This window comes from Flavobacterium sp. ACN6, from assembly GCF_002304005.1.
In the GTDB taxonomy this organism is placed as follows: domain Bacteria; phylum Bacteroidota; class Bacteroidia; order Flavobacteriales; family Flavobacteriaceae; genus Flavobacterium.
This window is the reverse complement of record NZ_MRCQ01000013.1, coordinates 33,380-57,443: the sequence shown is the minus strand read 5'-3', so window position 1 is coordinate 57,443 and position 24,064 is coordinate 33,380. Positions and strand designations below refer to the sequence as shown.

24 protein-coding genes are annotated in these 24,064 nt (G+C 33.2%); 11 read left to right on the top strand and 13 right to left on the bottom strand.

Annotated features, from left to right (window positions below; translation table 11 throughout):
• Positions 1-8: 8 nt before the first annotated feature.
• Both BSF42_RS17920 and BSF42_RS17915 read right to left on the bottom strand, forming a co-directional pair.
• Positions 9-3,179, bottom strand: coding sequence for an efflux RND transporter permease subunit (locus BSF42_RS17920; RefSeq protein ID WP_095954468.1), 3,171 nt, complete (start codon positions 3,177-3,179; stop codon positions 9-11).
• A gap of 5 nt (positions 3,180-3,184) precedes the next feature.
• A complete protein-coding gene (locus BSF42_RS17915; protein ID WP_095954467.1) occupies positions 3,185-4,345 on the bottom strand; it encodes an efflux RND transporter periplasmic adaptor subunit in 1,161 nt (386 codons plus the stop codon).
• A 264-nt stretch (positions 4,346-4,609) separates the two neighbouring features.
• On the opposite strand from BSF42_RS17915, the gene BSF42_RS17910 reads away from it, so the two are divergent.
• From BSF42_RS17910 to BSF42_RS17890, 4 genes are all read left to right on the top strand, one after another.
• Entirely contained in the window at positions 4,610-5,659 is a 1,050-nt protein-coding gene (locus BSF42_RS17910; protein ID WP_095954533.1) for a sensor histidine kinase, read from the top strand.
• Positions 5,656-6,387, top strand: coding sequence for a LytTR family DNA-binding domain-containing protein (locus tag BSF42_RS17905; RefSeq protein WP_095954466.1), 732 nt, complete (start codon positions 5,656-5,658; stop codon positions 6,385-6,387). The genes BSF42_RS17910 and BSF42_RS17905 overlap by 4 nt, the downstream gene beginning before the upstream one ends.
• A gap of 19 nt (positions 6,388-6,406) precedes the next feature.
• On the top strand, positions 6,407-6,700 hold the full coding sequence (locus tag BSF42_RS17900; RefSeq protein WP_095954532.1) for a DUF3861 domain-containing protein: 294 nt from the start codon (positions 6,407-6,409) through the stop codon (positions 6,698-6,700).
• 353 nt (positions 6,701-7,053) lie between these two features.
• Entirely contained in the window at positions 7,054-8,286 is a 1,233-nt protein-coding gene (locus BSF42_RS17890) for a PQQ-dependent sugar dehydrogenase (protein WP_095954464.1), read from the top strand.
• A gap of 142 nt (positions 8,287-8,428) precedes the next feature.
• Here BSF42_RS17890 and BSF42_RS17885 read toward each other — a convergent pair whose 3' ends face one another.
• From BSF42_RS17885 to BSF42_RS17865, 5 genes are all read right to left on the bottom strand, one after another.
• On the bottom strand, positions 8,429-9,043 hold the full coding sequence (locus BSF42_RS17885; RefSeq protein ID WP_095954463.1) for a thioredoxin family protein: 615 nt from the start codon (positions 9,041-9,043) through the stop codon (positions 8,429-8,431).
• A gap of 11 nt (positions 9,044-9,054) precedes the next feature.
• Entirely contained in the window at positions 9,055-9,531 is a 477-nt protein-coding gene (locus tag BSF42_RS17880; RefSeq protein ID WP_095954462.1) for a TlpA family protein disulfide reductase, read from the bottom strand.
• Positions 9,532-9,657: 126 nt separating this feature from the next.
• Positions 9,658-10,407, bottom strand: a complete 750-nt coding sequence (locus tag BSF42_RS17875; RefSeq protein ID WP_095954461.1) for a DKNYY domain-containing protein — start codon at positions 10,405-10,407, stop codon at positions 9,658-9,660.
• Between the two features lie 18 nt (positions 10,408-10,425).
• The gene (locus tag BSF42_RS17870) at positions 10,426-11,148 is read right to left on the bottom strand and encodes a DUF1963 domain-containing protein (RefSeq protein ID WP_095954531.1); all 723 of its coding nucleotides are present in this window, start codon (positions 11,146-11,148) and stop codon (positions 10,426-10,428) included.
• Positions 11,149-11,205: 57 nt separating this feature from the next.
• Positions 11,206-11,904, bottom strand: a complete 699-nt coding sequence (locus BSF42_RS17865; protein ID WP_095954460.1) for a hypothetical protein — start codon at positions 11,902-11,904, stop codon at positions 11,206-11,208.
• Positions 11,905-12,186: 282 nt separating this feature from the next.
• Here BSF42_RS17865 and BSF42_RS17860 point away from each other — a divergent pair, with 282 nt between their 5' ends.
• On the top strand, positions 12,187-13,104 hold the full coding sequence (locus BSF42_RS17860) for a DsbA family protein (protein WP_095954530.1): 918 nt from the start codon (positions 12,187-12,189) through the stop codon (positions 13,102-13,104).
• Between the two features lie 881 nt (positions 13,105-13,985).
• On the opposite strand, the gene tnpA is transcribed toward BSF42_RS17860, so the two are convergent.
• Both tnpA and BSF42_RS17850 read right to left on the bottom strand, forming a co-directional pair.
• Entirely contained in the window at positions 13,986-14,447 is a 462-nt protein-coding gene (gene tnpA, locus BSF42_RS17855; protein WP_095954459.1) for an IS200/IS605 family transposase, read from the bottom strand.
• Positions 14,448-14,662: 215 nt separating this feature from the next.
• Positions 14,663-15,136: a CinA family protein gene (locus tag BSF42_RS17850; RefSeq protein WP_095954458.1), complete on the bottom strand. Its 474-nt coding sequence runs from the start codon at positions 15,134-15,136 to the stop codon at positions 14,663-14,665.
• 273 nt (positions 15,137-15,409) lie between these two features.
• Here BSF42_RS17850 and BSF42_RS17845 point away from each other — a divergent pair, with 273 nt between their 5' ends.
• Genes BSF42_RS17845 through BSF42_RS17835 form a run of 3 tightly spaced genes read left to right on the top strand, consistent with a single transcriptional unit; the run spans position 15,410 to position 16,630 of the window.
• Entirely contained in the window at positions 15,410-15,892 is a 483-nt protein-coding gene (locus tag BSF42_RS17845; protein WP_095954529.1) for a hypothetical protein, read from the top strand.
• A gap of 40 nt (positions 15,893-15,932) precedes the next feature.
• On the top strand, positions 15,933-16,325 hold the full coding sequence (locus BSF42_RS17840) for a hypothetical protein (protein WP_095954457.1): 393 nt from the start codon (positions 15,933-15,935) through the stop codon (positions 16,323-16,325).
• 32 nt (positions 16,326-16,357) lie between these two features.
• Complete coding sequence (locus BSF42_RS17835) at positions 16,358-16,630, top strand: hypothetical protein (protein ID WP_095954456.1); 273 nt, start codon at positions 16,358-16,360, stop codon at positions 16,628-16,630.
• A gap of 69 nt (positions 16,631-16,699) precedes the next feature.
• Here the strand turns inward: BSF42_RS17835 and BSF42_RS17830 are convergent, their stop codons facing one another.
• The 3 genes from BSF42_RS17830 to BSF42_RS17820 form a co-directional block, all read right to left on the bottom strand.
• Complete coding sequence (locus tag BSF42_RS17830) at positions 16,700-17,068, bottom strand: STAS/SEC14 domain-containing protein (protein ID WP_095954455.1); 369 nt, start codon at positions 17,066-17,068, stop codon at positions 16,700-16,702.
• Between the two features lie 386 nt (positions 17,069-17,454).
• Positions 17,455-19,377 (bottom strand): metallophosphoesterase, encoded by a 1,923-nt coding sequence (locus BSF42_RS17825; protein ID WP_095954454.1) that lies wholly within the window; start codon positions 19,375-19,377, stop codon positions 17,455-17,457.
• 126 nt (positions 19,378-19,503) lie between these two features.
• Entirely contained in the window at positions 19,504-20,139 is a 636-nt protein-coding gene (locus tag BSF42_RS17820) for an HAD family phosphatase (protein ID WP_095954453.1), read from the bottom strand.
• A 214-nt stretch (positions 20,140-20,353) separates the two neighbouring features.
• On the opposite strand from BSF42_RS17820, the gene BSF42_RS17815 reads away from it, so the two are divergent.
• Positions 20,354-21,523 (top strand): DUF4861 family protein, encoded by a 1,170-nt coding sequence (locus tag BSF42_RS17815; RefSeq protein ID WP_095954452.1) that lies wholly within the window; start codon positions 20,354-20,356, stop codon positions 21,521-21,523.
• A gap of 184 nt (positions 21,524-21,707) precedes the next feature.
• Here BSF42_RS17815 and BSF42_RS17810 read toward each other — a convergent pair whose 3' ends face one another.
• Positions 21,708-22,715, bottom strand: a complete 1,008-nt coding sequence (locus BSF42_RS17810) for a LacI family DNA-binding transcriptional regulator (protein WP_095954451.1) — start codon at positions 22,713-22,715, stop codon at positions 21,708-21,710.
• Positions 22,716-22,941: 226 nt separating this feature from the next.
• Between BSF42_RS17810 and BSF42_RS17805 the strand changes: the two genes are divergently transcribed.
• Both BSF42_RS17805 and BSF42_RS17800 read left to right on the top strand, forming a co-directional pair.
• Complete coding sequence (locus BSF42_RS17805; protein ID WP_095954450.1) at positions 22,942-23,391, top strand: YhcH/YjgK/YiaL family protein; 450 nt, start codon at positions 22,942-22,944, stop codon at positions 23,389-23,391.
• Between the two features lie 3 nt (positions 23,392-23,394).
• Positions 23,395-24,057 (top strand): bifunctional 4-hydroxy-2-oxoglutarate aldolase/2-dehydro-3-deoxy-phosphogluconate aldolase, encoded by a 663-nt coding sequence (locus BSF42_RS17800; protein ID WP_095954449.1) that lies wholly within the window; start codon positions 23,395-23,397, stop codon positions 24,055-24,057.
• Positions 24,058-24,064: the final 7 nt, after the last annotated feature.

The window sequence follows — 24,064 nt, the reverse complement described above, 5'->3', positions numbered from 1 at the left end:
ATTAAATTTTACTCTTTATGAGCTTCTAATAAATGAATTTCCTCTTCATCATCATCGTCGTCGTCATAACCATCCTTTGCGGGACCGCTTATTTTTTCCTGTAAATTTTGGAATATGATAAATAGAACCGGAATAACGAATACTCCTAAAATGGTTCCGATTAACATACCTCCTACGGCTCCAGTACCAATGGATTTGTTACCAACTGCACCTGCTCCAGAAGCAAACATCAACGGAACAAGTCCTAAAATAAAGGCGAAAGAGGTCATCAAAATTGGACGTAAACGTGCTACGGCTCCTTCGATTGCTGCTTGTACAACTGGCAGACCTTTACGTCTTCTGTCCAAAGCAAATTCGACAATCAAAATACCGTTCTTGGCAAGAAGTCCAATCAACATGATCAAGGAAATCTGTAAATAAATATTACTATTCAATTTGAAAATAATCGAGAATAAATAAGCTCCAGCCAATCCAAACGGAATGGAGAATAATACCGCAAACGGAAGAATATAACTTTCGTATTGAGCACTTAATAAGAAGTAAACGAAAACCAAACACAAAATAAAGATGAAAATCGTTTCACTTCCAGAAGCTAATTCCTCACGTGTTAATCCAGAGAATTCATAACCATAACCTGCCGGCAGATTTTCTGCAGCAACTTCCTGAATAGCTTTAATAGCATCTCCAGAACTGTAACCTGGTTTTGGTGCTCCTGTAATTGCAATAGACGTAAATAAGTTAAATCTCGAAATAGATTCTGGTCCAAAAACTCTCGTCATTTTTACAAACTCGGTAATTGGCGCCATATTTCCTGCACTATTACGAACAAATATTTTATTTAATCCTTGTGTATTTGTTCTAAACTCTGGTGCTGCCTGAATCATTACACGGTATTGTTTTCCGAATTTGTTGAAATTCGAAGCATACAATCCACCATAATAACCCTGCATGGTTGACAAAATCGTGTTTACAGAAACTCCTGCATCTTTCGCTTTCGCTAAATTAATATCCATCATATACTGAGGGAATCCAGGATTAAATGGCGTTGTCGCGTATTGTATTTCTGGACGTTCTGCTAGTTTTGCAAGGAATTCGTTATTTACTTTAAAGAACTCAGCTGTACTATGTCCTCCTTTATCCTGTAATTGAAATTCGAATCCACCACTTTGACCAAAACCTTGAATGGTTGGAGGCGAAATAAAGAAGATACTAGCTTCACGAATACCGCTTGTTTTAGCGAAAAGCTGTCCAATTACGTCATCAACACTTAAATCACGCTGATCCCAAGGGTATAACTTCACAATAACCATACTGTAGGCACTACCCGCACCTGCTGTAAAGTTCTGCCCCACAATGCGAAGTGTATTTCTAACTCCTGGAATAGTCTTCGCAATACTGTCTACTTTTTTAGCCATTATATCAGAACGTTCCATAGAAGCTGATGGCGGTAAACTAATGTTAGCAAAAACAGTTCCCTGATCTTCCGAAGGAACGAAAGCAGACGGCGTAGTTTTCATCATATAAAATAAGGCCAAACCAGCAATCAAAATAGAAGCTAATACAATCCATTTTTTTACAGAAAGGAAACTTACTGAACGTTTGTATCTTTCGGTTACATTATCAAATGCAACGTTAAATGAGGTATAAAAACGCTGTAAATAACTTTTATGTTTATGATCGTCTGCATGCGGTTTTAGTAAAAGGGCACACAAAGCAGGGCTCAGCGTCAAGGCATTTACTGCAGAAAGAATAATCGCAACCGCCAGTGTAATACCAAACTGTTTATAGAAAACCCCTGTCGAACCAGTAATAAAAGTTACTGGAATAAATACCGCAGCCATTACTAATGTAATCGAAATAATCGCTCCTGAAATTTCGTCCATTGCATGAATAGTCGCTTTTTTAGCCGATTTATAACCGGTATCGAGTTTCGCGTGAACGGCCTCGACGACGACAATTGCATCATCGACCACAATACCAATGGCTAGAACCATCGCAAAAAGCGTCAATAAGTTAATGGTAAATCCGAATAAATTCAGGAAGAAAAATGTTCCTACAATCGCAACTGGAACCGCAATAGCTGGAATTAATGTTGATCTAAAATCCTGAAGGAAAATAAATACCACGATGAAAACTAATATAAAGGCTTCGATCAAGGTGTGAATTACTTTTTCAATAGAGGCATCCAAATTTTCGTTGACATCCACCATAATGGTATATTTCATTCCTTTTGGAAAACTCTTTGCTGCTTCTTCAATCAACTTTTTAGAATTGATAATTACGTCACGTGCATTAGATCCAGGAGTCTGGCTGATTGCCATCGCTGCCGATTCAACACCGTTTGTTTTAATTGTTGATGAATAACTCAAAGATCCTAACTCAACTTTAGCAACATCTTTAAGACGAAGCATTTGTCCGTTTCCAACAGATTTGATAACAATATCCTCAAATTCCTGAGCACTTGTTAAACGACCTTTGTATTTAATTACATATTGAAAAGCTTGATCTCCATTTTCACCAAATTTACCTGGTGCCGCTTCGATATTCTGCTCTGCCAAAGCAGCCGAAATATCACTTGGAATCAATTTGTATTGCTGCATTATATCTGGTTTCAGCCAGATTCTCATAGAGTAATCTTTTGCACCAAATACGGTTACGTCTCCCACCCCAACTACACGCTGAATCTGCGGTACAAGGTTGATTTTAGCATAATTTTGAAGAAACGTCTGATCGTAAGCTTTATCATCACTGTATAAAGAGAAAATCAATAAGTTACTACTCTGACTCTTTGTTACTGTAACCCCCGCCTGAGTTACCTCAACCGGCAATAAACTTGTTGCTCTAGAAACCCTGTTTTGAACGTTTACCGCTGCTAAATCAGGATTTGTTCCTACTTTAAAGAAAATTTTGATCGAAGCGTTACCATCATTAGTTGCTGTAGAAGTCATGTAAGTCATGTTTTCTACACCATTAATCTGCTCTTCCAACGGAATTACAATACTTTTTAGTACCACATCTGCATTGGCTCCTGTATAACTTGCTGCCACGTTTACGGTTGGCGGTGCAATATCTGGATATTGAGAAATAGGTAACTCAATTAGGCCTAAAACACCTAAAATGACAATAATAACAGATATTACCGTCGAGAGTACAGGTCTTTGTATAAATTTTTTAAACATTTTTTTTATTTTAAGTCAGCATAAACCGTTTCTGGTTTTTGATTTTGAGCTTTAATCTCACTTCCTTCTTTTAAAGAAGCTACTCCTTCTAATACAATTTCGTCTCCTGCTTTTAAGCCTTCTGTTACTACGTAATAATTTCCTGCTGAATTGTCAAGGATCGTAATATTAGCATTTCTTGTTTTTCCGTCTTTTCCTAAAACTACAGCGAAAATTTTATCCTGAAGTTCAAAAGTCGCACTTTGCGGTACAATTATAGCATCTTTCACATCAGTTGGGATACGAACTGTTGTGCTGCTTCCGCTTCTGATAATTCCTTTTGAATTTGGAAAACGCGCTCTAATGTTAACAGAACCTGTCTCTGTATTAATCAATCCGTTTACAGTTTCAATATGCCCTTTTTCATCATAAGTTGATCCATCAGAAAGCAATAAAGAAACTGCCGGCATACTTTTGATTTTTTGTGCTAGAGATGCTCCTGTAGTATTGTTTTGAGTAAAGTTCAAAAGCATTTTTTCGTTCATTGCGAAGTAAGCATAAACATTTCCAATACTTGAAACTGTTGTTAAAGGATCTGCTGTATTAGAACTTACCAAACTTCCTAAACGAAATGGAATTGAACCTACAACTCCATTTACAGGACTTGTAACGGTTGTATATCCTAAATTGGTTTTAGCATTTACTAAAGCAGCATTTGCTTGTGCTAAATTTGCCTGAGCCGACTCATAAGTATATTGTGCCGATTCTAAATCGTATTTACTGATGATTCCTTTTTCAACCAAAGGTTTTACTTTATTTACAGCCAATTTAGCAGCGCTTAAATCTGCTTGAGCACTTTTAATACTAGCTGTAGCCGTTCTTACTTGCTGCTCATATTCTGGAGCACTGATTTTAAATAAAGGCTGTCCAGCTTTTACAACTGCTCCTTCATCTACAAAAATTTTATCAATGTATCCTTCAACTCTTGGACGGATTTCTATATTTTGCTGTCCTTGAATACTAGCTGGAAAATCGCTGTTTAATGTAGCTGATTCCGGCTGTAATGTCACAGTCTTATACTCTTTTATCTGTGGTGCGCCGCCGGCCTGAGCCGATTTATCATTTTTACCGCAAGAAGCGATAATAATTGATGCTGCGAGAATACTTAAAAATGATTGCTTATTCATTGTGAAAAATGTGTAATTATCGATTATATGAATACAAAATAAGTAAAATATAACAAGCAAAAATTTTCAAATAGACGAAGAGTAAAAAATAATCGATAAAGGTAGCTTCACAACCGATGGTTTTTTTAAAATATTAAACAAGTGTTTAATTTTTGACTTATCGGCTCTAAAATGCTTTTTAGAGACTCTGAATCCGCATTGGGCGATTGCTCAAAATTTACGTTCAAATAAACTGTAATATTGCCATTAAAATCACAAATTGCAATGACACCAACCTTCTTTAGACCCTATTTATTTACCGGATTACACATACTGGGATGGTTTTTACTAGGGTATCTTATGCTGTTTTATATTCCCCTAACTTGGAATGTAGTGCTTCCGTCAGCATTTTGGCTTTGGCAGAGTATTATTCTATTTTTACTGATTGTTGTTTTTTATTCCACAGCAAAAATTATTGTCCCTAAAACCATCATTAAAGACAACACATCACTATTCTTATTTTGGGCATTTTCAGCGATTTTCAGCATGCAGATAATTGCCTATTTTTATACTTCTCAAACAGATCTTCACAATCAAATTAGTAAGGCAATTGGTTTTACAAAATACAGAAATCCTTATTTCGATAATTACGTTTTTACCCTTACGCTTTTAGTTTTAGGAATAAGTACCAGCTGGGCAATGCTGCAATATTGGCAGAAAGCCGCACAGCACAAACAAAAATTAGAACAAGATAAAACAGTGGCAGAATTAGCGATGTTGAAAGCACAGATAAATCCGCATTTTTTCTTTAATTCACTTAATAGTATTTATTCGCTTACTTATACCGATATAGAAGATTCTAGAAATGCACTGCATACTTTAAGCCGTATGATGCGATATTTACTGTACAGTACCGAAGGAGAAAGAACAACTTTATTAAAGGAAGTAGAATTTCTAAAAGATTTTATTGCTTTAATGAAACTTCGTGCCAACAGGAAATTGACTATTACTACAGAAATCCCTGAAAAACTGCACGACTACCCAATTGTTCCAATGTTATTATTACCTTTAGTAGAAAATGCTTTTAAACACGGGGTTCATGCCACTGATAAAAGCGAAATACACATTAAACTTTCACAAAAAGATACTGAGCTTGAATTTGAAGTAGAAAATACTTTCTTCGAAAAAACAAAAGTTTCTGATGAAGGCGGCATTGGTTTAACAAATACCAAACGAAGATTACATTTGATTTACCCAAATCATCATGTTATTACTTTTGGAGTTACCGATCACGGAACATATAAAATTAAATTGAAAATAACTTTAGAGCAATGACCATATTAAAATGTATAGCAGTAGATGATGAACCGCTGGCTTTAAAACTCGTAGAAACGTTTATACAACAGACTCCTTTTTTAGAATTAATTGCTTCCTGTGACAATGCTGTAGAGGCTATGGGCGTCATTCGGGAAACGAAACCAGATATCGTCTTTTTAGATATTAATATGCCCAATTTAACGGGAATGGAACTCGCCAGACTTATACAAGATCAAGCTGGGCCATTACCAAAAATCATTTTTACAACTGCTTACAATCATTACGCAATTGAAGGTTACAAAGTAAATGCCGTTGATTATCTTTTAAAACCTTTTAGCTACGAAGAATTTCTGCGTGCATCCAGCAAGGTTCTACAATTATCTGAAGAAGCTAATAATCAGTTTCAAAACATCGCGGCCGATGATGAATTTATCTTCTTAAAAGTCGAATATCAATGGGTAAGAATTTCACTGAAAGATATTTGCTACATCGAAAGTTTGAAAGATTATGTAAAAGTACATCTTGAAGATTCTCAAAAAGCTCTCTTATCCCTTATTTCACTTAAAGCTTTGGAGGAAAAACTACCGTCTTCAAAATTCATGCGCGTTCACCGTTCTTTTATCGTTTCTCTCGATAAGATCAGCGCTATTAGTAAAAATTCAATTTTTATAGATAAAATAGAAATTACCGTTGGCGAGCAATACAAAGAAGCCTTTAAAATAGTTGTCGATAAATGGCTTAAATAAAATTATAATTATAAAAAAAATGGAAAAAAGATCAAACAAATATTACTTGACATTAAGTCTTAAGCAATATGCAAACGGCGAAACTGAGCCTGCAAAAGAACTAGGAATCGAATTTGACAATCACGATGAAATTTTTAATATCATTGAAAAAATCAAAGAAAAGAACATTTTTGCCGATCAATCAGAGGCTGTTCAATTTGCTTTGGGATTAAAATTATTCAGCGAAATCAAATTAAAAAATCGAAAAAATCCTCTTTTTGACGAATTAAATGAAGTTTTTCCAATTTTCATGAAGAAACTAAAAAGTCTGTAAAAACTCCTTTAAAAGCGGGGCTTCCCACTTACTAAATTTTACAATTAGATTGTTAAATTTTCTACAAATAAAAAACAATCTAATTCTTACCAGCAATATTTTGCAGCGTTTTTCCGTTAAAAATAGTGCATGTCCCACTAGATGCTTTTCCAAAAGAAGTTTAATTTCCATTCTGAAATTATTTTGCTTCATAAAAATGGCGTTAGCATTTAGGCAATATTAATTGAAAATAAAACTGGAGAATTACTCTTAAAGCAAACCTCTTTATTTAGTAATTCTCTTCAAAAAATATTCTCTTTTGATGTGTTTGGGATAATGCAAAAATTATTTTCTAACCATTAAAATGAAGCATTATGATAATCAAAAAAAGTATTTTTCTTCTTGCTGGAATTTTAGCTTTAAGCAGCTGTTCCAACAATGATAATAATGATGATACCAACGTTGGACCAACTGGTCCGCCTGTAGAAACTGGTACAGCAAATACAACTTACACTCCCGCATTTTCTGGACAAACACGCGCAGGAAGCATTCAAACTACAACAGAAATTGAATCTAAAGTTATCACCAACGGTTTAAGCGCTCCTTGGGGAGTTGCCTATCTTCCTGACGGTCGCCTTCTAGTAACAGAAAAAGCAGGTAACATAAAAATTGTAACACAAGCTGGAGTAATTAGTACTGCCTTAACAGGAGTACCAGCAGTAAATCCAGCAGATCAAGGTGGTTTACTTGGCATTTGCCTCGATCCTGCTTTTGAAACTAACCGAATGATTTATTGGACATTTTCTGAAGCTGTTGCTGGTGGTAATATTACCGCTGTCGCTAAAGGAAGACTGGCAAATAACGATGCCGCAATTGAAAATGTAACCGTAATTTATCGTTCTAACACGCCAAACAGCAGTACACTTCACTACGGAAGCCGTGTTTTATTTGACAAAAGTGGAAATTTATTTGTAAGTATTGGCGAAAGATCTGTTTTACAAACGCGTCCGCTTGCACAGGCTGTAACCAGCAGTTTGGGTAAAATTGTACGTATTACAACCGGAGGTCAAGCTACTTCTGGAAATCCAGCATTTACACAAACGGGAGCTTTACCAGAATTATACACTATTGGACATAGAAATCCGCAGGGATTGGCTATTCATCCAACAACTGGAGAATTATGGCAGAGTGAACATGGACCAAGAGGTGGTGACGAACTTAACAGAATTACTGCTGGAGCAAACTACGGATGGCCAACTATTACGTACGGAATTGAATATGGAGGAGCCAAAATTGGTGATGGTATTACACAGCAGACCGGAATGGAACAACCAGTTTATTATTGGGACCCAGTTGTTTCGCCAAGTGGTATGACATTTTATGCAGGAAACCGTGTTCCTGAATGGCAGAATAATCTTTTTATAGGTTCTTTAAGCGGTTCACATATTGTTCGTTTAGCAATTAAAGACAATAAAGTGGCTGGAGAAGAAAGATTATTGGCCGGAGAAGGACAAAGATTTAGAGATATTACACAAGGAAAAGATGAAGCATTATACGCCGTAACTGATCAAGGAAGACTTTACAAGATTGATAAAAAACAGAATTAAGTAAACTTGTTCATTATACATGCCAAAAAACGCCCCAATTGGGGCGTTTCGTATTTTATGAATTATTTTGTTTCAAGTTTCAGTTTAGACGTTAAGTGAGCAACTTGAAACTTAAAACCTGAAACTTTACAAAACATATTTTTTAAGCTTTTGCTTTTCTTTTTACAGTACAGCCAATTTCTTTAGTTTGTGTAACTGCTGGTTTTTGGCCGCTTTTTAAAGACGCAATAACCTCTTCAGCATATTTTACTTTGTCTGCTTTATTTCCTTCTGGATCATTGTCGATTGCTCCAACGTACTCTACAACATTTCCTTTTGCCGTTTTAGAAACGATAAATACATGCGGTGTGCGTTTTGCTCCATACTCGTCTGTAATTTTTTGCCCTGGGTCAAATAAATATGGAAAAGGATATTTTTTATCTTTTGCCAAATCCTGCATTTTTGCAAAAGTATCTGCTGTAGAAGCCTCAGGATCGTTTGGATTAATTGCAATTACTGGATATCCCTGCGGTCTGAATTTTTTATCTAAGTCGATAATTCTTTGTTCGTAACCAATTGCATACGGACATGTATTACAGGTAAAAACAACGATAAAACCTTTTGCGTCTTTGAAAGTTCCAAAAGAAACTTCTTTGTTGTCTACATTTTTTAGTTTAAAATCTGGTGCTTTATCACCCGCTTTTAGGGTTACTGCATTTTGTGCCTGAGAAAGAAAGGCAGAAAATGCCAATGCTACTAATAAGATTATTTTTTTCATGGTTTTCGGATTTATAGTTTTTTATATTCAGTTATTAATTGTTCGTATGTAAATTCACTTTCAACAAATTTTCGCTTGTCGCCCTTAATGAAAAGCGTGGCTGGAATACTTCCTGACCAGCTTGGATCTATTCGGTCAATAAATTCTTGCGGACTGCTTTCGTTTAATAGAAAAACTTGGCTTTTTAAATTTTTCTTTTTCACAAATGGAATAACATTTGAAGTCAGTTTTGATTTAAAATCAAGGCTTACCAATAAAACAGCCAGTTTATCTGATTTATTTTCTGCACTTAGTTTTTCAAAATAAGGTAACTCTTTTATACACGGAGCGCACCAAGTTGCCCAAAAATTGACCACATAAGTACTGTCTTTTCCGTTTTGAATTCTCTCATTTAACTGATCGATAGTTAAAAGCTTTACATTCTGGCTAAACCCTGAAACGGAAAAAATACTAAATAGAAATATATAAAGAAAAGACTTGATTTTCATGAGCTTGAAAGCTTTAGTGTTATGTTGTGCCTTACAAATATAAAATAATGAAATCTTACTTTTTGTTAATAAAAGTTTAATGGCATCAAATAAAGATAGATGGTATTAAAATAGTTGATATTTAATTTAAAGTTTGGTTCTTTTCCCCATATAATAGCTGTATTCTTTATCGAAGGCATAACCTCTTTCGTCTATCACTTTAAAATGAAAATCATTCAGACTTTTGCTTTTGATAACCTTTACCTCATTGCTAATGGTTCTCACAAAATAAGCAAGTTTATCATCTTTAGCATAAAAAGCATTATCACATTCCAGATAATATGTTCCATCCAAACAACCTTCCAAAATCTTAAAGGTTTTTGGATTTGCGTCGGGAATTATTTTCCCTTTAAAGAATACATAATTTTTATCCATTCCTAGATTTCCAATACGTTCTGGATAGGGAACAGTAAATGATTCGATATTAACATTCTCAACCAAATTTATATCTGCAAAATATAATTTGTTATCAGCCTCAGCATAGTAATCATTTATATAGTTGGCTTTGCTCCAATCAAAAGGCATTTGATCATTATGGCGGTAATAATTTCCATTTGAAAAAACATATCCCTTATCAATATCAATCACCTTAAAATCTTTTGGATCTGCATTTTCTAAAATACAAAAACTACAAAATGCACTCTGTAAATAAATATGATTTTTATCTGCGAAATAAATCGTAGAAGCATAATCATCAACTGTTTCAGCATTATTTGCAATAATCTTAAAGTTCTCGAAGTCGATAATTTTATAAAATTTCTTAAAGACTTCACTCTCATAAAAAAGTATAAAACTATTGTCAATGATTTTATAACCGTAACCTAAATCTTTAATCATAATATTAGCTTTTCGTATTTAAGATTGTCCCCAGTAAAAACTACAATTATTAAAATTTAGTTCCTTAAGATCCTCCTCTTCAATTAATACACTAAATACACCTTCTTCATTAAATCCGTTTTCTCCAATTTGCAGTAATACTACTTTATTAGAATTAACAATTTCTAATATTTCTTCTTCGTGCAACTGGCAATGTGTAAAAATTCCGAAAATTTTAGAAGTTTCACTTCCCTGAAAATAGTCCCATAATACTCCATCTTCATTGGCATCATCTTCCTCGTAATCATCTTCAGGCTGTCGGTAACGACTAGAAAGTTTTTCTGTTGCAGCAAAAACTTCTTTTATCAAAACTCCCTCAAAAAAATGATCTTCATGATCTTTTACTACTCTTACCAATTCATCGTTTTCAACATCGGCATATACAACCATACCTTTATCTTTTATTATATCGGCAAAAAAGAATAGATGTCCCGTTTTAGGTAAAAGTCCAGATGGATCATGCGGTGCAATTTTCTTCAAATCCAGCTGAGCTGCAAAACGTAGATCTTTTGGATATTCAAAATCTTTTGGAAGATCTGCAATTGGTCCGCCGTAACGGGAATGTCCTATAGGAATATCAATCGTGCCCGCTTTCACCAGCAAACCATCTTCTAATAATATATCCGGCATTTCTAAACTGTCTCCATAGTAATGTTTTGTTCCAGGACGAAGTTCAATAATATCAAATGTCTGTTGTATCATTTGGTTTAATTTTATAGTCAACTTTATTTATTTTTTCTTCAACTCAAAAAAAGTTTATTAGAGCTGCTCTTCATTATGATCTTCTTCATCATCATAGGAAAGATAGGACCAATCGATATCCAACTGCTCCAGAATAGAATCAAAACGTTCTTGATTACTGGTTCCGATAAAAGCACCACTGCAATTAGTATCTTTATCGAAAGAAAGAATAATTACATCGTAAAATTGATCGGTATAAACTTTTTGATTTTCTTTACTGATTTCAGAAATTAGAGTATAATTTGCTGCAATAAAATTTACAATTTCTGGATCGACTTCTCCAAAATAGTTTCCATTATATGGAAGTCCGCCCAAAGTCCCATTAAAAACAGCCATTAATAAAAAGAAGTTTTCAATTGATGAAGTTTCAATTTCCCAATGCAATTTTTCAACAGTATCATAATTGCCGTAGATTGGCGGATTACCCTGTAGTAAGTCTTCTTTTTTAATTCCCCAGAAAGCCACGTTTTGATGTTCTTCATAAAAAACAAGAAAGCTATCATCTGAAAATCCTATTTCATTTTCAGGCTTTAAAAGTCTATTAAAGCTATAATTAAGATTTTCTTCTATACCTAATTCTAAATAATATTCTTTAAATTTTATGGGAAGTTCTATGTCGAGTTTTTTCTCAAGAGTAAGAATTTGATTTTCTGAAAATCCGTAGTTTTTGTTTTCAGAAAGATCGTAAAGGCGTTTAATCTTTTGGATATAATTCATTTGAGGCTTTTAAATTTTTATCAAATGTGAAAATACATAATTAATTGTAAGATTGCAATTACTTTATAAATCGATTTCTAACTTTTTATAAAAATAATAATTCATTAAAGTTTGAATTATTTTCTAGTCATGTTTTCTTGACTAATTGACTCGTTACAAAATTCAAAGGAAATTTGTAAGAAATTTAAATTTCGATAGTGTATAAAAACGTCTATGAAAATACTGTCGCTGTTGTTAATCTTGATTTACAGCACAAGCTGTCAATCGCAAATGAATTCAAAAATGAGTAAAAGTCAAACAAATCCATTATTGTGCGATCCTGTAACTGGGACGTGTGAAATGCCTATAAGTGAAAAATCTATTGAAACGGCCAATATTTTAACCAAAAATAAACCAATAAAAATCATTTATTACACAGATCCTATTTGTTCCTCTTGTTGGGGAATTGAACCGCAGCTTAGAAAACTAAAACTAGAATATGGCGATTATTTTGACATTGAGTACAGAATGGGCGGTCTGCTTCCAGATTGGAGTTACAACAGTGGCCGCATTAGTAAACCTTCCGACGTTGCACATCATTGGGATGAAGCTAGTTTACATTATGAAATGCCGATTGATGGAGATGTCTGGCTTGAAGATCCGTTAGATTCTTCTTATCCGTCATGTATAGCTTTCAAGGCAGCACAAATCCAGAGTGAAGAAAAGGCGGTAAAGTTTATGAGAATCCTTCGTGAAAAATTATATCTCGAAAAGAAAAACATAGCAAAATGGGAAAACATAGTCGAAGCTGCGAAAATTGCTGACCTTGATATAGAAAAGTTAAAAGCTGACTATGATGGTGATGCCAAAAAACTTTTTCAAGAAGATTTAAATTATGGAAAAACTCTTGCAGTAAGAGGTTTTCCAACTTTGTTTTTCGCTGATGCAAACAATAATAAATTAACCGTTTACGGTTCTAAGCCTTATGCTTCTTATGAAAATGCTTTGTCAGCTTTATTTCCAGAAGCTAAAAAGAAAAACATTTCAAATACAAATACCTTAGCCTTGTTTGAAATATATCCTACGCTGGCGCCAAAAGAGTGTGCTGTAATCCACGATATTTCTGTTAATGATGCAAAAATTATTCTAGAAGAATTATACGAAAAGGGGAAATTAAATAAAACGTCTATAAAAAATGGGACGCTTTATATTAAAAAGTGATTTTAGATAGTAATTTCTGTTCGATAGGAACATTTCATAGGTTTTGTTTCGTCTCATAAGGTCGTTTGGTTAACAAAATTTATTGTTTTTAATTTATTGACATTTAAATAATTAATAATTCAAACGTTCCTACGGAACGAAAAAAACGGACAAATATTCAATTTTCTACCAATGAAATGTTCCTACGGAACAATTATTAATATTGCTTAAAATAGAATCCTCGTATTAATTTCCTGTTATTCTATTTATTTAACAACAATTAAAAAATAAAAATATGTTTCATAGGAACATTTCGTCGGTAGACATTTTTTTTTGTGTCGCCCCGCAGGGCGTTTGGTTTACAAAATTGTTTGTTTTTAATTTATTGACATTTAAATAATTAATAATTCAAACGTTCCTAAGGAACGAAAAAACGGATAAATATTCAATTTTCTACCAATGAAATATTCCTACGGAACAATTATTAATATTGCTCAAAATAGAATCCTTGTATTAATTTCTTGTTATTCTATTTATTTAACAACAATTAAAAAATAAAAAAATGTTCCATAGGAACATTTCGTCGGTAGAAAAAAAACATTTTTTTTTGTGTCGTTCCGTAGGGACGTTTGGTTTACAAAATTGATTGTTTTTAATTTATTGACATTTAAATAATTAATAATTCAAACGTTCCTACGGAACGAAAAAACGGATAAATATTCAATTTTATACCAATGAAATGTTCCTACGGAACAATTATTAATATTGCTTAAAATAGAATCATCGTATTAATTTCCTCTTCTTCTAAAAAAAAATTAAACCAAAAACATGTTCCATAGGAACATCTCATTGGTAGAAAAAAATATGTTTTTTTTCGTTTCGTCCCGTAGGGACGTTTGGGATTATAAAATTGGCTCTTTAAAAATATATTGAAGATCATATTCTATTTCAAATGCTTTTAACTGTTTTTGATATTCTTCCAAAAATGTTTCTTTTTTATGATGTTCTTCTTGATTTTGGATATATCGAATTACATTCGGAACATGGCTTCTGGAATACGAAAAAGCGCCGTAACCTTCTTGCCAAGCAAATCCTTTGGACAGTTTCTCTTCTTTAATCCATTTACTAGTCTCTGTTTTAATATTTTGAATTAGAGACGAAATAGATTGCGTTGGACGCATACCTATAAAAATATGAATGTGATCCGGCATACTATTAATACAAATCATTTTATGATGATTTGATTGAACAATACCAGTTATGTATTTATGCAATCTATCTTTCCATTCATTTGCAATTAATGCTTTTCTGTACTTTACTGCAAAAACAAATTGTACGTGTATTTGTGTATAGGTGTTGGCCATAATATATCAAACGCTTTTTATAGAACGATAAAAAATAATTTCCATTAATAAAATTTTCCGATAGAACATAATTGAATTACAGCAAATTTCTATTAACTGAATAATTCACATATCTCATAAAAGCCATTAAAATATCATTTTAAGTCAAATCGTTTTATCCAAAAAAAAGCCACAACGAATAAACATTGTGGCTTTGCGTGTATAATTATGAAATTTTAAATCTCTTCTAAAATCAATTCAGCGACGGCATCAATAGCCTGATTTATTATACTTTCTTGATTTCCATCAAATTCGAAACGTCTTGCTATTTCTTTATCTGAAAATATAATATGGATAAAAATAGTTCCTACGGGTTTTTCTTCAGTCTCGCTTCCGCCGGGCGTGGTAAGTCCCGTTAAACCGACACAAATATCTGAATTTATATATCGATAAAAATTCTGTGCCATTAGTTGTGTAACTTCTGCAGATTCTGCGCTATACTTTTCTATAGTTCCCCAAGGAATATGCAGTAAGTCTTCTTTCATAGAAGAATGATAGCATACCATCCCTCCTATTAATATTCGTCCAGAATTAAAAACGGTCGAAAACTCATAACACATTTTTCCAGCAGAAGCACTTTCTGCAAATGAAATCGTCAAATTATTTGTTATTAAAGCTTGACAGCAGGCGGTAACTTTCTCAGATGCCATATGATTTAGATTTTGGTTAAACCTTTATATCAAAAATAAAATGTTTGTCGAATGCTGATCTTACATGATTTCTTACAATTATTATATTATAAGTAACTGTTAATTATGCAGCTATAATTAATTTTCTTGTAAGGAGTTTTTTGTATGTCCTCGTTAAATTTGTAAAACATGTAAAAATGTCAAAGCCTTTAATGGTAAACAATAATTAAATTAAGGGCAGATAATGATATTATGAACTCCGAGGCAAAAAATAATAATCTAAAAAATAGTATTATGGAAAAGCAAAAAAACCATGATTATGGTCAATTTGACCCTGATTATATAGATCAAAATACTCTTGTAGACGGAACTTATTCAGTTGAAGATGAATACAAACAAGAGCTTAAAAGAGATAATGTAGAGTTTGGACAAAGTGATCCCGACGTTTACGAACAAAATACACCAGTTGACAATGATAACTATGCGCTTGCAGAAGATCCGTATAAATATCAAGAAGAATATATTGGTAACAACGACTTCATAGAAGACGCTTCTGATAAAGAAATTGTAAAGGCAGAAAATATTCCGAATGAGGAAAGAATTATCAATGAAGATGATGCCATTACTAATGATGACACGGAAAGTGATTTGAACGATGAATACGATCCTGAATTAGATTTAGAAAATGATGTCGAAAAGGACGGTGACCTAGACAACGAAGAAGAACTTGATGATTTTGATGCAGAGCATTATCCAGAAAATCATCCTAGAGAATAAAAGATAATTGGCTTATAGAGGTTTATAAAAAGAATCATTTATGACTATAGCAACTCAAATTGTCTGGCTTTTTGTTTTAGCAATTCCAATTGCCTGCATCAGCTGGACTGTAACACACGAAGAGATTTTTAGAGAACCGCACGAATGGTGTGTCAGACGTTCTAAAAATGATAGATTTTTAGTAACTAGAAAGTTCTTCTACCTCTTTACCTGTGAGTATTGTTTTAGCCATTATGTCACAATCGCATTTTTGATTCTTTGTGATTATAAACTTTTGTTAAATGATTGGCGGGGCTATATTTTGGCAGGGTTTTCTCTGGTTTTTATGGCAAACGTCTATATGAGTCTTTTTGCTTTGTTGCGTCAGGCAATTAAAAAAGAAAAAGTTGAAATCGAGAAAATCGAAAGTGAAACTGAAATCGAAAAAGAATAAAATTAAAAAGTATAACTAAACAAATTATTATCATGGAGAATTTAAATTTCATAGATCCATTATTGCACGGAATTACACCAGAGAGTCAATCTCCTAATATTTCGGTTAAACAAATGCTATGCGCAGGAGTTGGTGCACTTTTAGCTTCTGCAGTTCTAAAAAAAACAGGTCATACAAAAGCTAGTGCTGTTGTAGGAAGTATTGCACTGCCTATAATAGTATCAGCTTGCTATAAAAAATTCAATCAGGTTAGTAAAGATAAAATTGATGCTAAATCTAGCAGTGGGATTGAATACAATCACTAAAAATCAATCTCATATCATAAAAAAGAGCACTATTAGTGCTCTTTTTTTATGTTCCTGAATTTGCTCAAATTAAGAAATATTACCTTCTACCCAATTTAAAGCTTTATTAAATTCTATTTTTTTGTAACCGCGAAATTCTCCTGGAACGATATAACTAAATCCGTTTGTAAAAGATATAATTTCTTCTGTATCTGTAACTATTGCTGCTCGATTCCATTTTCCCAAATGTTTTAATCCGAGAAGTGCATCTTCAAGCCAAGCTCCTGCCGTAAAGTTTTTAATATCTGTATCCAAGACCAATAAAAAATTAATTTCGTTTATCTGCTTAACCAAATGCTCAACAGCGGGAACAACTGCTGTTAAGAAATCTTCTTTTGTTACTTCTGCCAATGCTCTAAAGGCAACAATATTATCTGTGGTATCTATTTGATGTATCATAATGCGTAATACTTATTTGAGTTATTTTAATATTTGTTTCGATTTTATTTTTATTTAAGAAAAATCTTAACGTAAAACTTAAAAATTCAACTCAAATATACTGATTATACAGCAGTTAGATATTATATTTTATCATTTGTTTCTTATAGTTTTTTAATGCCTATAAAATTCTTTTTTATATAATTCATTGATTATCATTCAATTTGACTTCTTTGTTTTTTTGAAAAATAAATTTCGAAATTTTCTTGTGATTTTTGCTGCGTGAGGGATAGCAGCAAACCGCCGCCGCGGTGCGAATAGCCCGACAGCATCACGATAAGAGGGCGTATAAGCGCAAAGTATTTTTGCCCTCTTATCGGGATGGTGGCACGCCCAATTGATCAGCCTTATTTTCGGTTGATCTTTCCAGTCTTCAAATCAACAGTAAAGTGATCTGCAGGAACTTCATGCATGAATTTATTGAAGATAATAAAGGACAATTTCATTTGTTTTTGCAAAGGTTTAGAAGTCTCGTCTTTTGAATCTAAAATCAATTTTGATAAAACTTGATAAGTCTTCACTCTCTTTTCTGAAACATCGGCAAGAGCCAGTTCATCGGCACTTCTAAAACGATAAAAGTCAATTAAAAGATCATTTCCTGTCCAATTAAAATCTTCTTTTTTGAGGTTGTTTTTCTTTAAAATCGCTGTCGCTTTTTCTTCTGCTGTTTTCCATTCTTTTTCAAATTGACTTTTGTTTTTTAAGATAAAATCAAAATCTTTGGTAGATTGTATGTTTGCTAAAACCAATAAATCCTGAGCAGAAACGTTTAAAATAAAATCCTTGAAAGCAGAAGGCCAATCGTCTTTTAAAAATCTAAGACGGACTAATTCTTTCAAATGAAAATCGGTAAAATCGTGGTAATTTTTGGTTTTCAAAATGTCGATATTCCAAATGTCTTTGAACTTCTGACTTTCTAAAAATTGATATTCCATTTTATACAAATCGAAAAGTTCATCGTATCTTGGAACTTCGTCGATTGTAATAGTTTGAATATCTACTACATTATCTTTTTTTAGCGTAAGTAATTTATAGGCTGGAATGTAAGCGGCAAGCGACGGCGTCTGGATGTTTACCAAAGTATTTCCTTTTTTAGTTGTACGCACTCCTGTATCGTTAATATGCATGTGTCCGCCAAAATGAATCTGCAATCCAGCATCTGCAAAAAGCTGCGCTACTTCTTCAACTGGAACTCTGTTTAACTGCCATTTATTAGGGCCTAATAGTTCTTTTATTTCTGCGGAAGCGTCATCATTAAAATCAATCATAGGAAAATGGCTGAAGGCAACTAAAGTTTTTCCTTGTTTTTTGGCTTGAGCCGAAATCTCTTCGACCCATTTAATTAAATGTTTTTTGTTTGAAAGCACATTATTATAGCCCGTACTTGCTTCAGAATAACTTTTGGAATCTTTTGGATCTCCATCATTTTTCTTCGGGATGTAAACGTTTCCGTCAATAGCCATTAACCAAAGTCCTTCAATTGGTTCTACGACATAGCTTACATCTGGAACTTGATAACCTGGCTCCACTTCGTAAATACGATTAGTTAACAATGCGCTTTCTGAAGCTTTATCAAAACTGTAATTTTCACTGGTATATTTTGAAAAAGGAGTTGCCCAGAATTTATATTTCTTATTCGGATAAAAACCAAAATCTTTAAGATTGTCCGTTATTCCCAAATAACCCATTTTAGCAATATCGGCCGTTACAACAACAGGCTGTTCTATGTTTAAATTTGGCTTATACATGCCTTCTTTGCTATAAATGGGCTGACTTTTACCTTCTTTTCCTAAAAAATCTTCTTTCCCCGATTCCTGTGCAAAAGGGCCGACTGGATCGTGATTTCCTGTCGTAATAAAAAATTCTATTCCGTACTTTTTACTGTATTGTTCTAAAATTCTGGCTAATCCGCGAACGTGAATGGGCTGACCATCATCGGTATAATCACCCGGAAGTGCCACGTATTTGATCTTTCGCTTGGCGATATCTTCTAATGCAGCTAAAAAAGCAAAATAATTTTCGTTAAAAATTCGGGTAGAATGAAGCTGCGACGACATTGTTCGCACCAATGTATATTGTCCTGTCTTAGGGTTTAGAATGCCTCGATAATCTGAATCTGAGAATTCTCCAAACAAATCCTGCAGATGAACATCGGATAAAAAAGCAACTTGTGTTCCGTTTAAATTTTGTTTTTTCTGCGCGCTAATCGAAGAAATAGAAAAAAGAAAAACGATACATATATTCAATAATAAAATAACTCTAATTCGCATAAATAGTTTAAGGTATAGAAATGGGCGATTTATAATTTTATATTCTAAAAATAGAAATGCAATTTTATCGATTCTAATACAACTTGTGTTTATCCTATTGTTATCGAAAGATAATATTTGTGTACGCTAAAAATTAAGTAAAGCGTATAATTCCTCATAGGTATGAAAAAGTACCGCGCCTTCTTCTTCTAAATCTTCGTTATTGAAACCATTTGCAAAACCATACACCTTAAAGCCACCGCTAACGCCTGCTTTTACTCCAGCTTTACTGTCTTCTAAAACGACACAATCTTTTACATCAAAACTCATTTCTTTTGCGGCATGCAGAAATATTCCTGGATCTGGTTTCCAGCTCTTGATTTGATAGGAACTAAATATTTTATTTTCGAATTTATCTAATAATCCGGCAACTTCGAGATTTAATCTAATTTTATCTTCGGGGCCACTGGAAGCTACGCAATAGGGGATTTTTAATTTTTCTATAAATTCAACCACGCCTTCCATAGGTTTAACCTGCGTTTTGAAAGCTTCAAAACTTTTTTGACGGTATTCTGTTTCAAAATTTTCAGGAAGTTTTTGATCAATTGCTTCTTCAATATGTCTAAAACAATCTTTTAAATTACGGCCGTTAAAACTGCGATAAGCATCTTCAATTTCCATTTTGAATCCGTGCTCCGATGCCATTTCAAGCAATATTCCGTTGCCTATTTTTTCTGTATCGACTAAAACTCCATCACAATCGAAAATAATACATTTAACCATTTTTGTTGATTTTCATTTAATTACAATTCTTACTTGCACAAAAGCCAAGTATTGAAATTTACGAAAAAATAATCTATTCTTTTTCTAAAGTTTTCTTTCTGATTTACAAGCTTCTGTACAGAATTACACCTTATTTGTATTTTCATTTAATTTTCGATTTGTACTTTTATGGAATACTATCAAACCCGCATATAAAATATTAAAACACTACATTTTGAAAAAACATATTTTATTCCTCGCCATTCTTGCAGGTAATTTAGCTGCGATTTCGCAAAATAAAATCATTACGATTTCTAATAATTTGTCGATTGACAGAGAATTTGAAACTATTGAATTAACTAAAAAAATGCTCGGCTTAAATTCTAATGCAAAACTGGAAGATTATGCTGTAAAAGATTTAAGTTCATACTCCTTTTTAGAAACACAAACAGTAGACAATGATGGTGACGGAATTATGGATGTTCTTTTGTTTCAGCCAAAAATAAAAGCTTCTTCTAAACAGGATTTTCAAGTTATAGGTGGAACAAATACTTCGGCATCAAAAACAATCAATTGCTATTCGAGATTTGTTCCTGAAAGAACGGATGATTATGCGTGGGAAAATAATAAAGTCGCTTTTAGGACTTATGGCCCTGTCGCACAAAAAATGGTAGAAGAGAATATTCCAGGCGGCACTTTAACCAGTGGCATTGATGCATGGCTAAAAAGAGTCGATTATCCAATTATTAATAAATGGTACGAAAAAGCCACAAACGGAACTGGAACATACCATAAAGATACGGGAGAAGGTTTGGATAATTTTCACGTAGGCGACAGTCGCGGTGTGGGCGGAATTGCTGTAAATGTTGATGGAAAATATTATTTTTCTAAAAATTTTATCAGTTGGAAAACCATCACAAATGGACCAATTAGAACCAGTTTTATTTTAACCTACGCCGACTGGGATGCTAAAGGCAATAAAATAAACGAATCGAAATTAATTAGTTTGGATTATGGAAGTCAGCTTTCACGTTTCGAAATCAATATTACAGGAACTAAAACTATTGCCGCGGGATTGACACTTCACGACAAAAAAGGCACAATTGGTACAAATCTTAAAAAAGGATGGCTGAGTTATTGGGAACCAATTGACGATTCTGAAATTGGTTTAGGTTTGGTGGCTCCAAAAGGTTCATTAATTAGTTTTGACAATCATGTAACCGATGAAAAAGATTTAAGTAATCTCTATGGAAGCATCCCTGTTAAAAACAATAAGGCTGTTTATTATGTTGGTTTTGGATGGAAAAAAGGAAGTCCGTTCCAAACCAAACAAGAATGGGAAAATTATTTAACCTCTTTTGCTGAGAAAATTAATAATCCATTGATTGTAAAAATTAAGAATTGATTATAAAATATAGCCCGCGGTTTCAACCGTGGGAACGCAATGCATCATCGCAGATTCGTCTCTCGCTGTTTCAATCGTTAGAACGCAATGCATCATTGCTCTTTCGTCTCCCGCGGTTTCAACCCTGGGCTATGTGAAAATATTGAGATCGTAATTTATAATCGAAAAAACTTCGTGAAAAATTTTAGTTCCTAACAGGAAAATAATTCTCCTTTAAAATAATTTCAAGCGGAATATAATTGGTGCTTTCAACATCTTCTTGTAAAACCAGTTTTTTGTATAAATAATTAATCCCCATATAACCTTGGTCTTCGGGTCTTTGGTTAATTAAAAAATCGATTATGCCTTTGTTTAAATATTCAATATTTTCTTTCAGCAAATCAAAACCAATGATTCTAACACCTTTTATATTATTTTTTTCTAAAAATTCAGCAACTATATAAGCTCTTGAATTTGGAACAAAAATGCTGCTTACGCCAGAAAACATTTCCAAACTCAACTGATCGATTCTAGAATCTTTTAAAGTCACTTCAGAAAATTTAAAATTAGTCAGTTCGTTATGATCTTTAAAATAAGAATAAAATCCGTCGATACGCTGTAAATAAACCGATGTACTTTCAATTTCTCTTGTAATTTTAAAAATCAAAACCTGTCTTTCATTTTTTACTGCAAAACTAATTAACCTTCCAGCCAAATAACCGCTTTGAAAAGCATCCTGTCCCACATACGCGTGATCATTCCCTTCGGAAATATTGGAGTCAATCATGACAACTGGAATATTTTTCTTTTGATATTCATTCAAAAAACGAACAGAATCTTCATAAAAAATGGGTGCAAATAAAAGTCCGTCGCAATCAAATTCTAATACTTTTTGCGAAGATTCTTTAAAAGATGTAAGATTATAATCGTAGAAAAAATAATCTAAGACTATTCCGAATTTACTAAACTCAACAGCTGCTTTTTCGATTCCATCAACCTGACTTTTCCAATATTCCAAAGTTTCTGATTTTGGAAGAAAAACAGCAAAATGAAATTTCTTATTTAAAGCCAGATTACTTGCCAGTATATTTCGTTTATAACCAAACTCTTCAATTATTGCATTGACCTTATCCACAGTTTCCTGCGCCACCTGCCCGCGCTTGTGTATAATTCTATCAACTGTTCCCGGCGAAACATTCGCTAATTCAGCAATTTTTTTAATTGTTATGATATTGATTCTTTTTAAGTTAAAAAAATAAAAGCAGTGCGGTAAAATTAATTTATTTTATCAAAAATAAGTTGTTTTACACTTCATTTTACATACATTTGTAAAGTACCGTGTACGCACACGCAAATATACACATAACAGTAAGAAAACAATTCTTTTTTCTGTTAATCAACTAAAAACACTATTAAAAACCAAAATACTATCTAACGAGATGATACTAGATTCACTCCATAATGCAGCAAAATACTACGGCCTGCATCCGAACTTTAAAAAGGCATTCGACTATGTAAATCAAACTGATATTGCAAACCTTGAAGAAGGCACATTTGAAATTGGTGAAGGTTTAAAACTAATTGTAATTGTCGGACAGGGAAATACAAAAGAAGAAGCCGTTAAAGGATTTGAATGCCATGATAAAAATATTGACATTCAGATTTCAATCAAAGGACCAGAAACTTTTGCCTGGAAACCAAGGGAAAAATGTGTAAATCCAAATGGCGATTACAGCGACGAACGAGATGTTCGCTTTTTTCATGATGCACCAGATACGTTTTTTCAAATGCAGGAAAAACAATTTGCCATATTATTTCCAGAGGATGTACACACAGCAATGATTGGTGAAGGAGAATTGAAAAAGATTGTAATTAAAGTAAAAATATAAGTCATGAGTACTATTCAAAATTCGATAGAAGTGATTCTAAAACAAGGAATGCTTCCTTTATATTTTAATGCGGACGAATCGAAAAGTATTGCTGTTTTAAAAACACTCTATAATAGCGGCATAAGAGCTGTAGAATATACCAGCAGAGGTCCAGAAGCGCTTTCCAACTTTAAGAAATTAATTGAAATTAGAAATGCTGAAATGCCGGGAATGTTATTAGGAATTGGCACCATCAAAAACTTAGCTCAGGCAGAAACTTATTTTTTAGCTGGAGCTGATTTTTTTATAAGTCCGGGTTTCGTTCCTGAAGTTGCTTCATTCCTAATTGGTAAAGAAGTTTTGTACGCACCAGGATGTATGACTCCAACAGAAATTATTACTGCTGAAAACGCCGGAGTAAAATTTATTAAGCTTTTCCCTGGAAATATTTTAGGACCTGATTTTATGAGCGGTATCAAAGATATTTTTCCAAACCTAATTTTTATGCCAACCGGAGGTGTAGACACTACTCGTCAAAGTATTGAAACTTGGTTTAATGCTGGGGTTTCTGCAGTTGGAATGGGAAGCAAATTAATCAGCAAAAAAGTAATGGATTATGAAGCTTACGACACAATCGAAAAAGAAACGATAAGAGTTTTGGAACTAATTGATAACATCAGAAAGTGAAATTCCA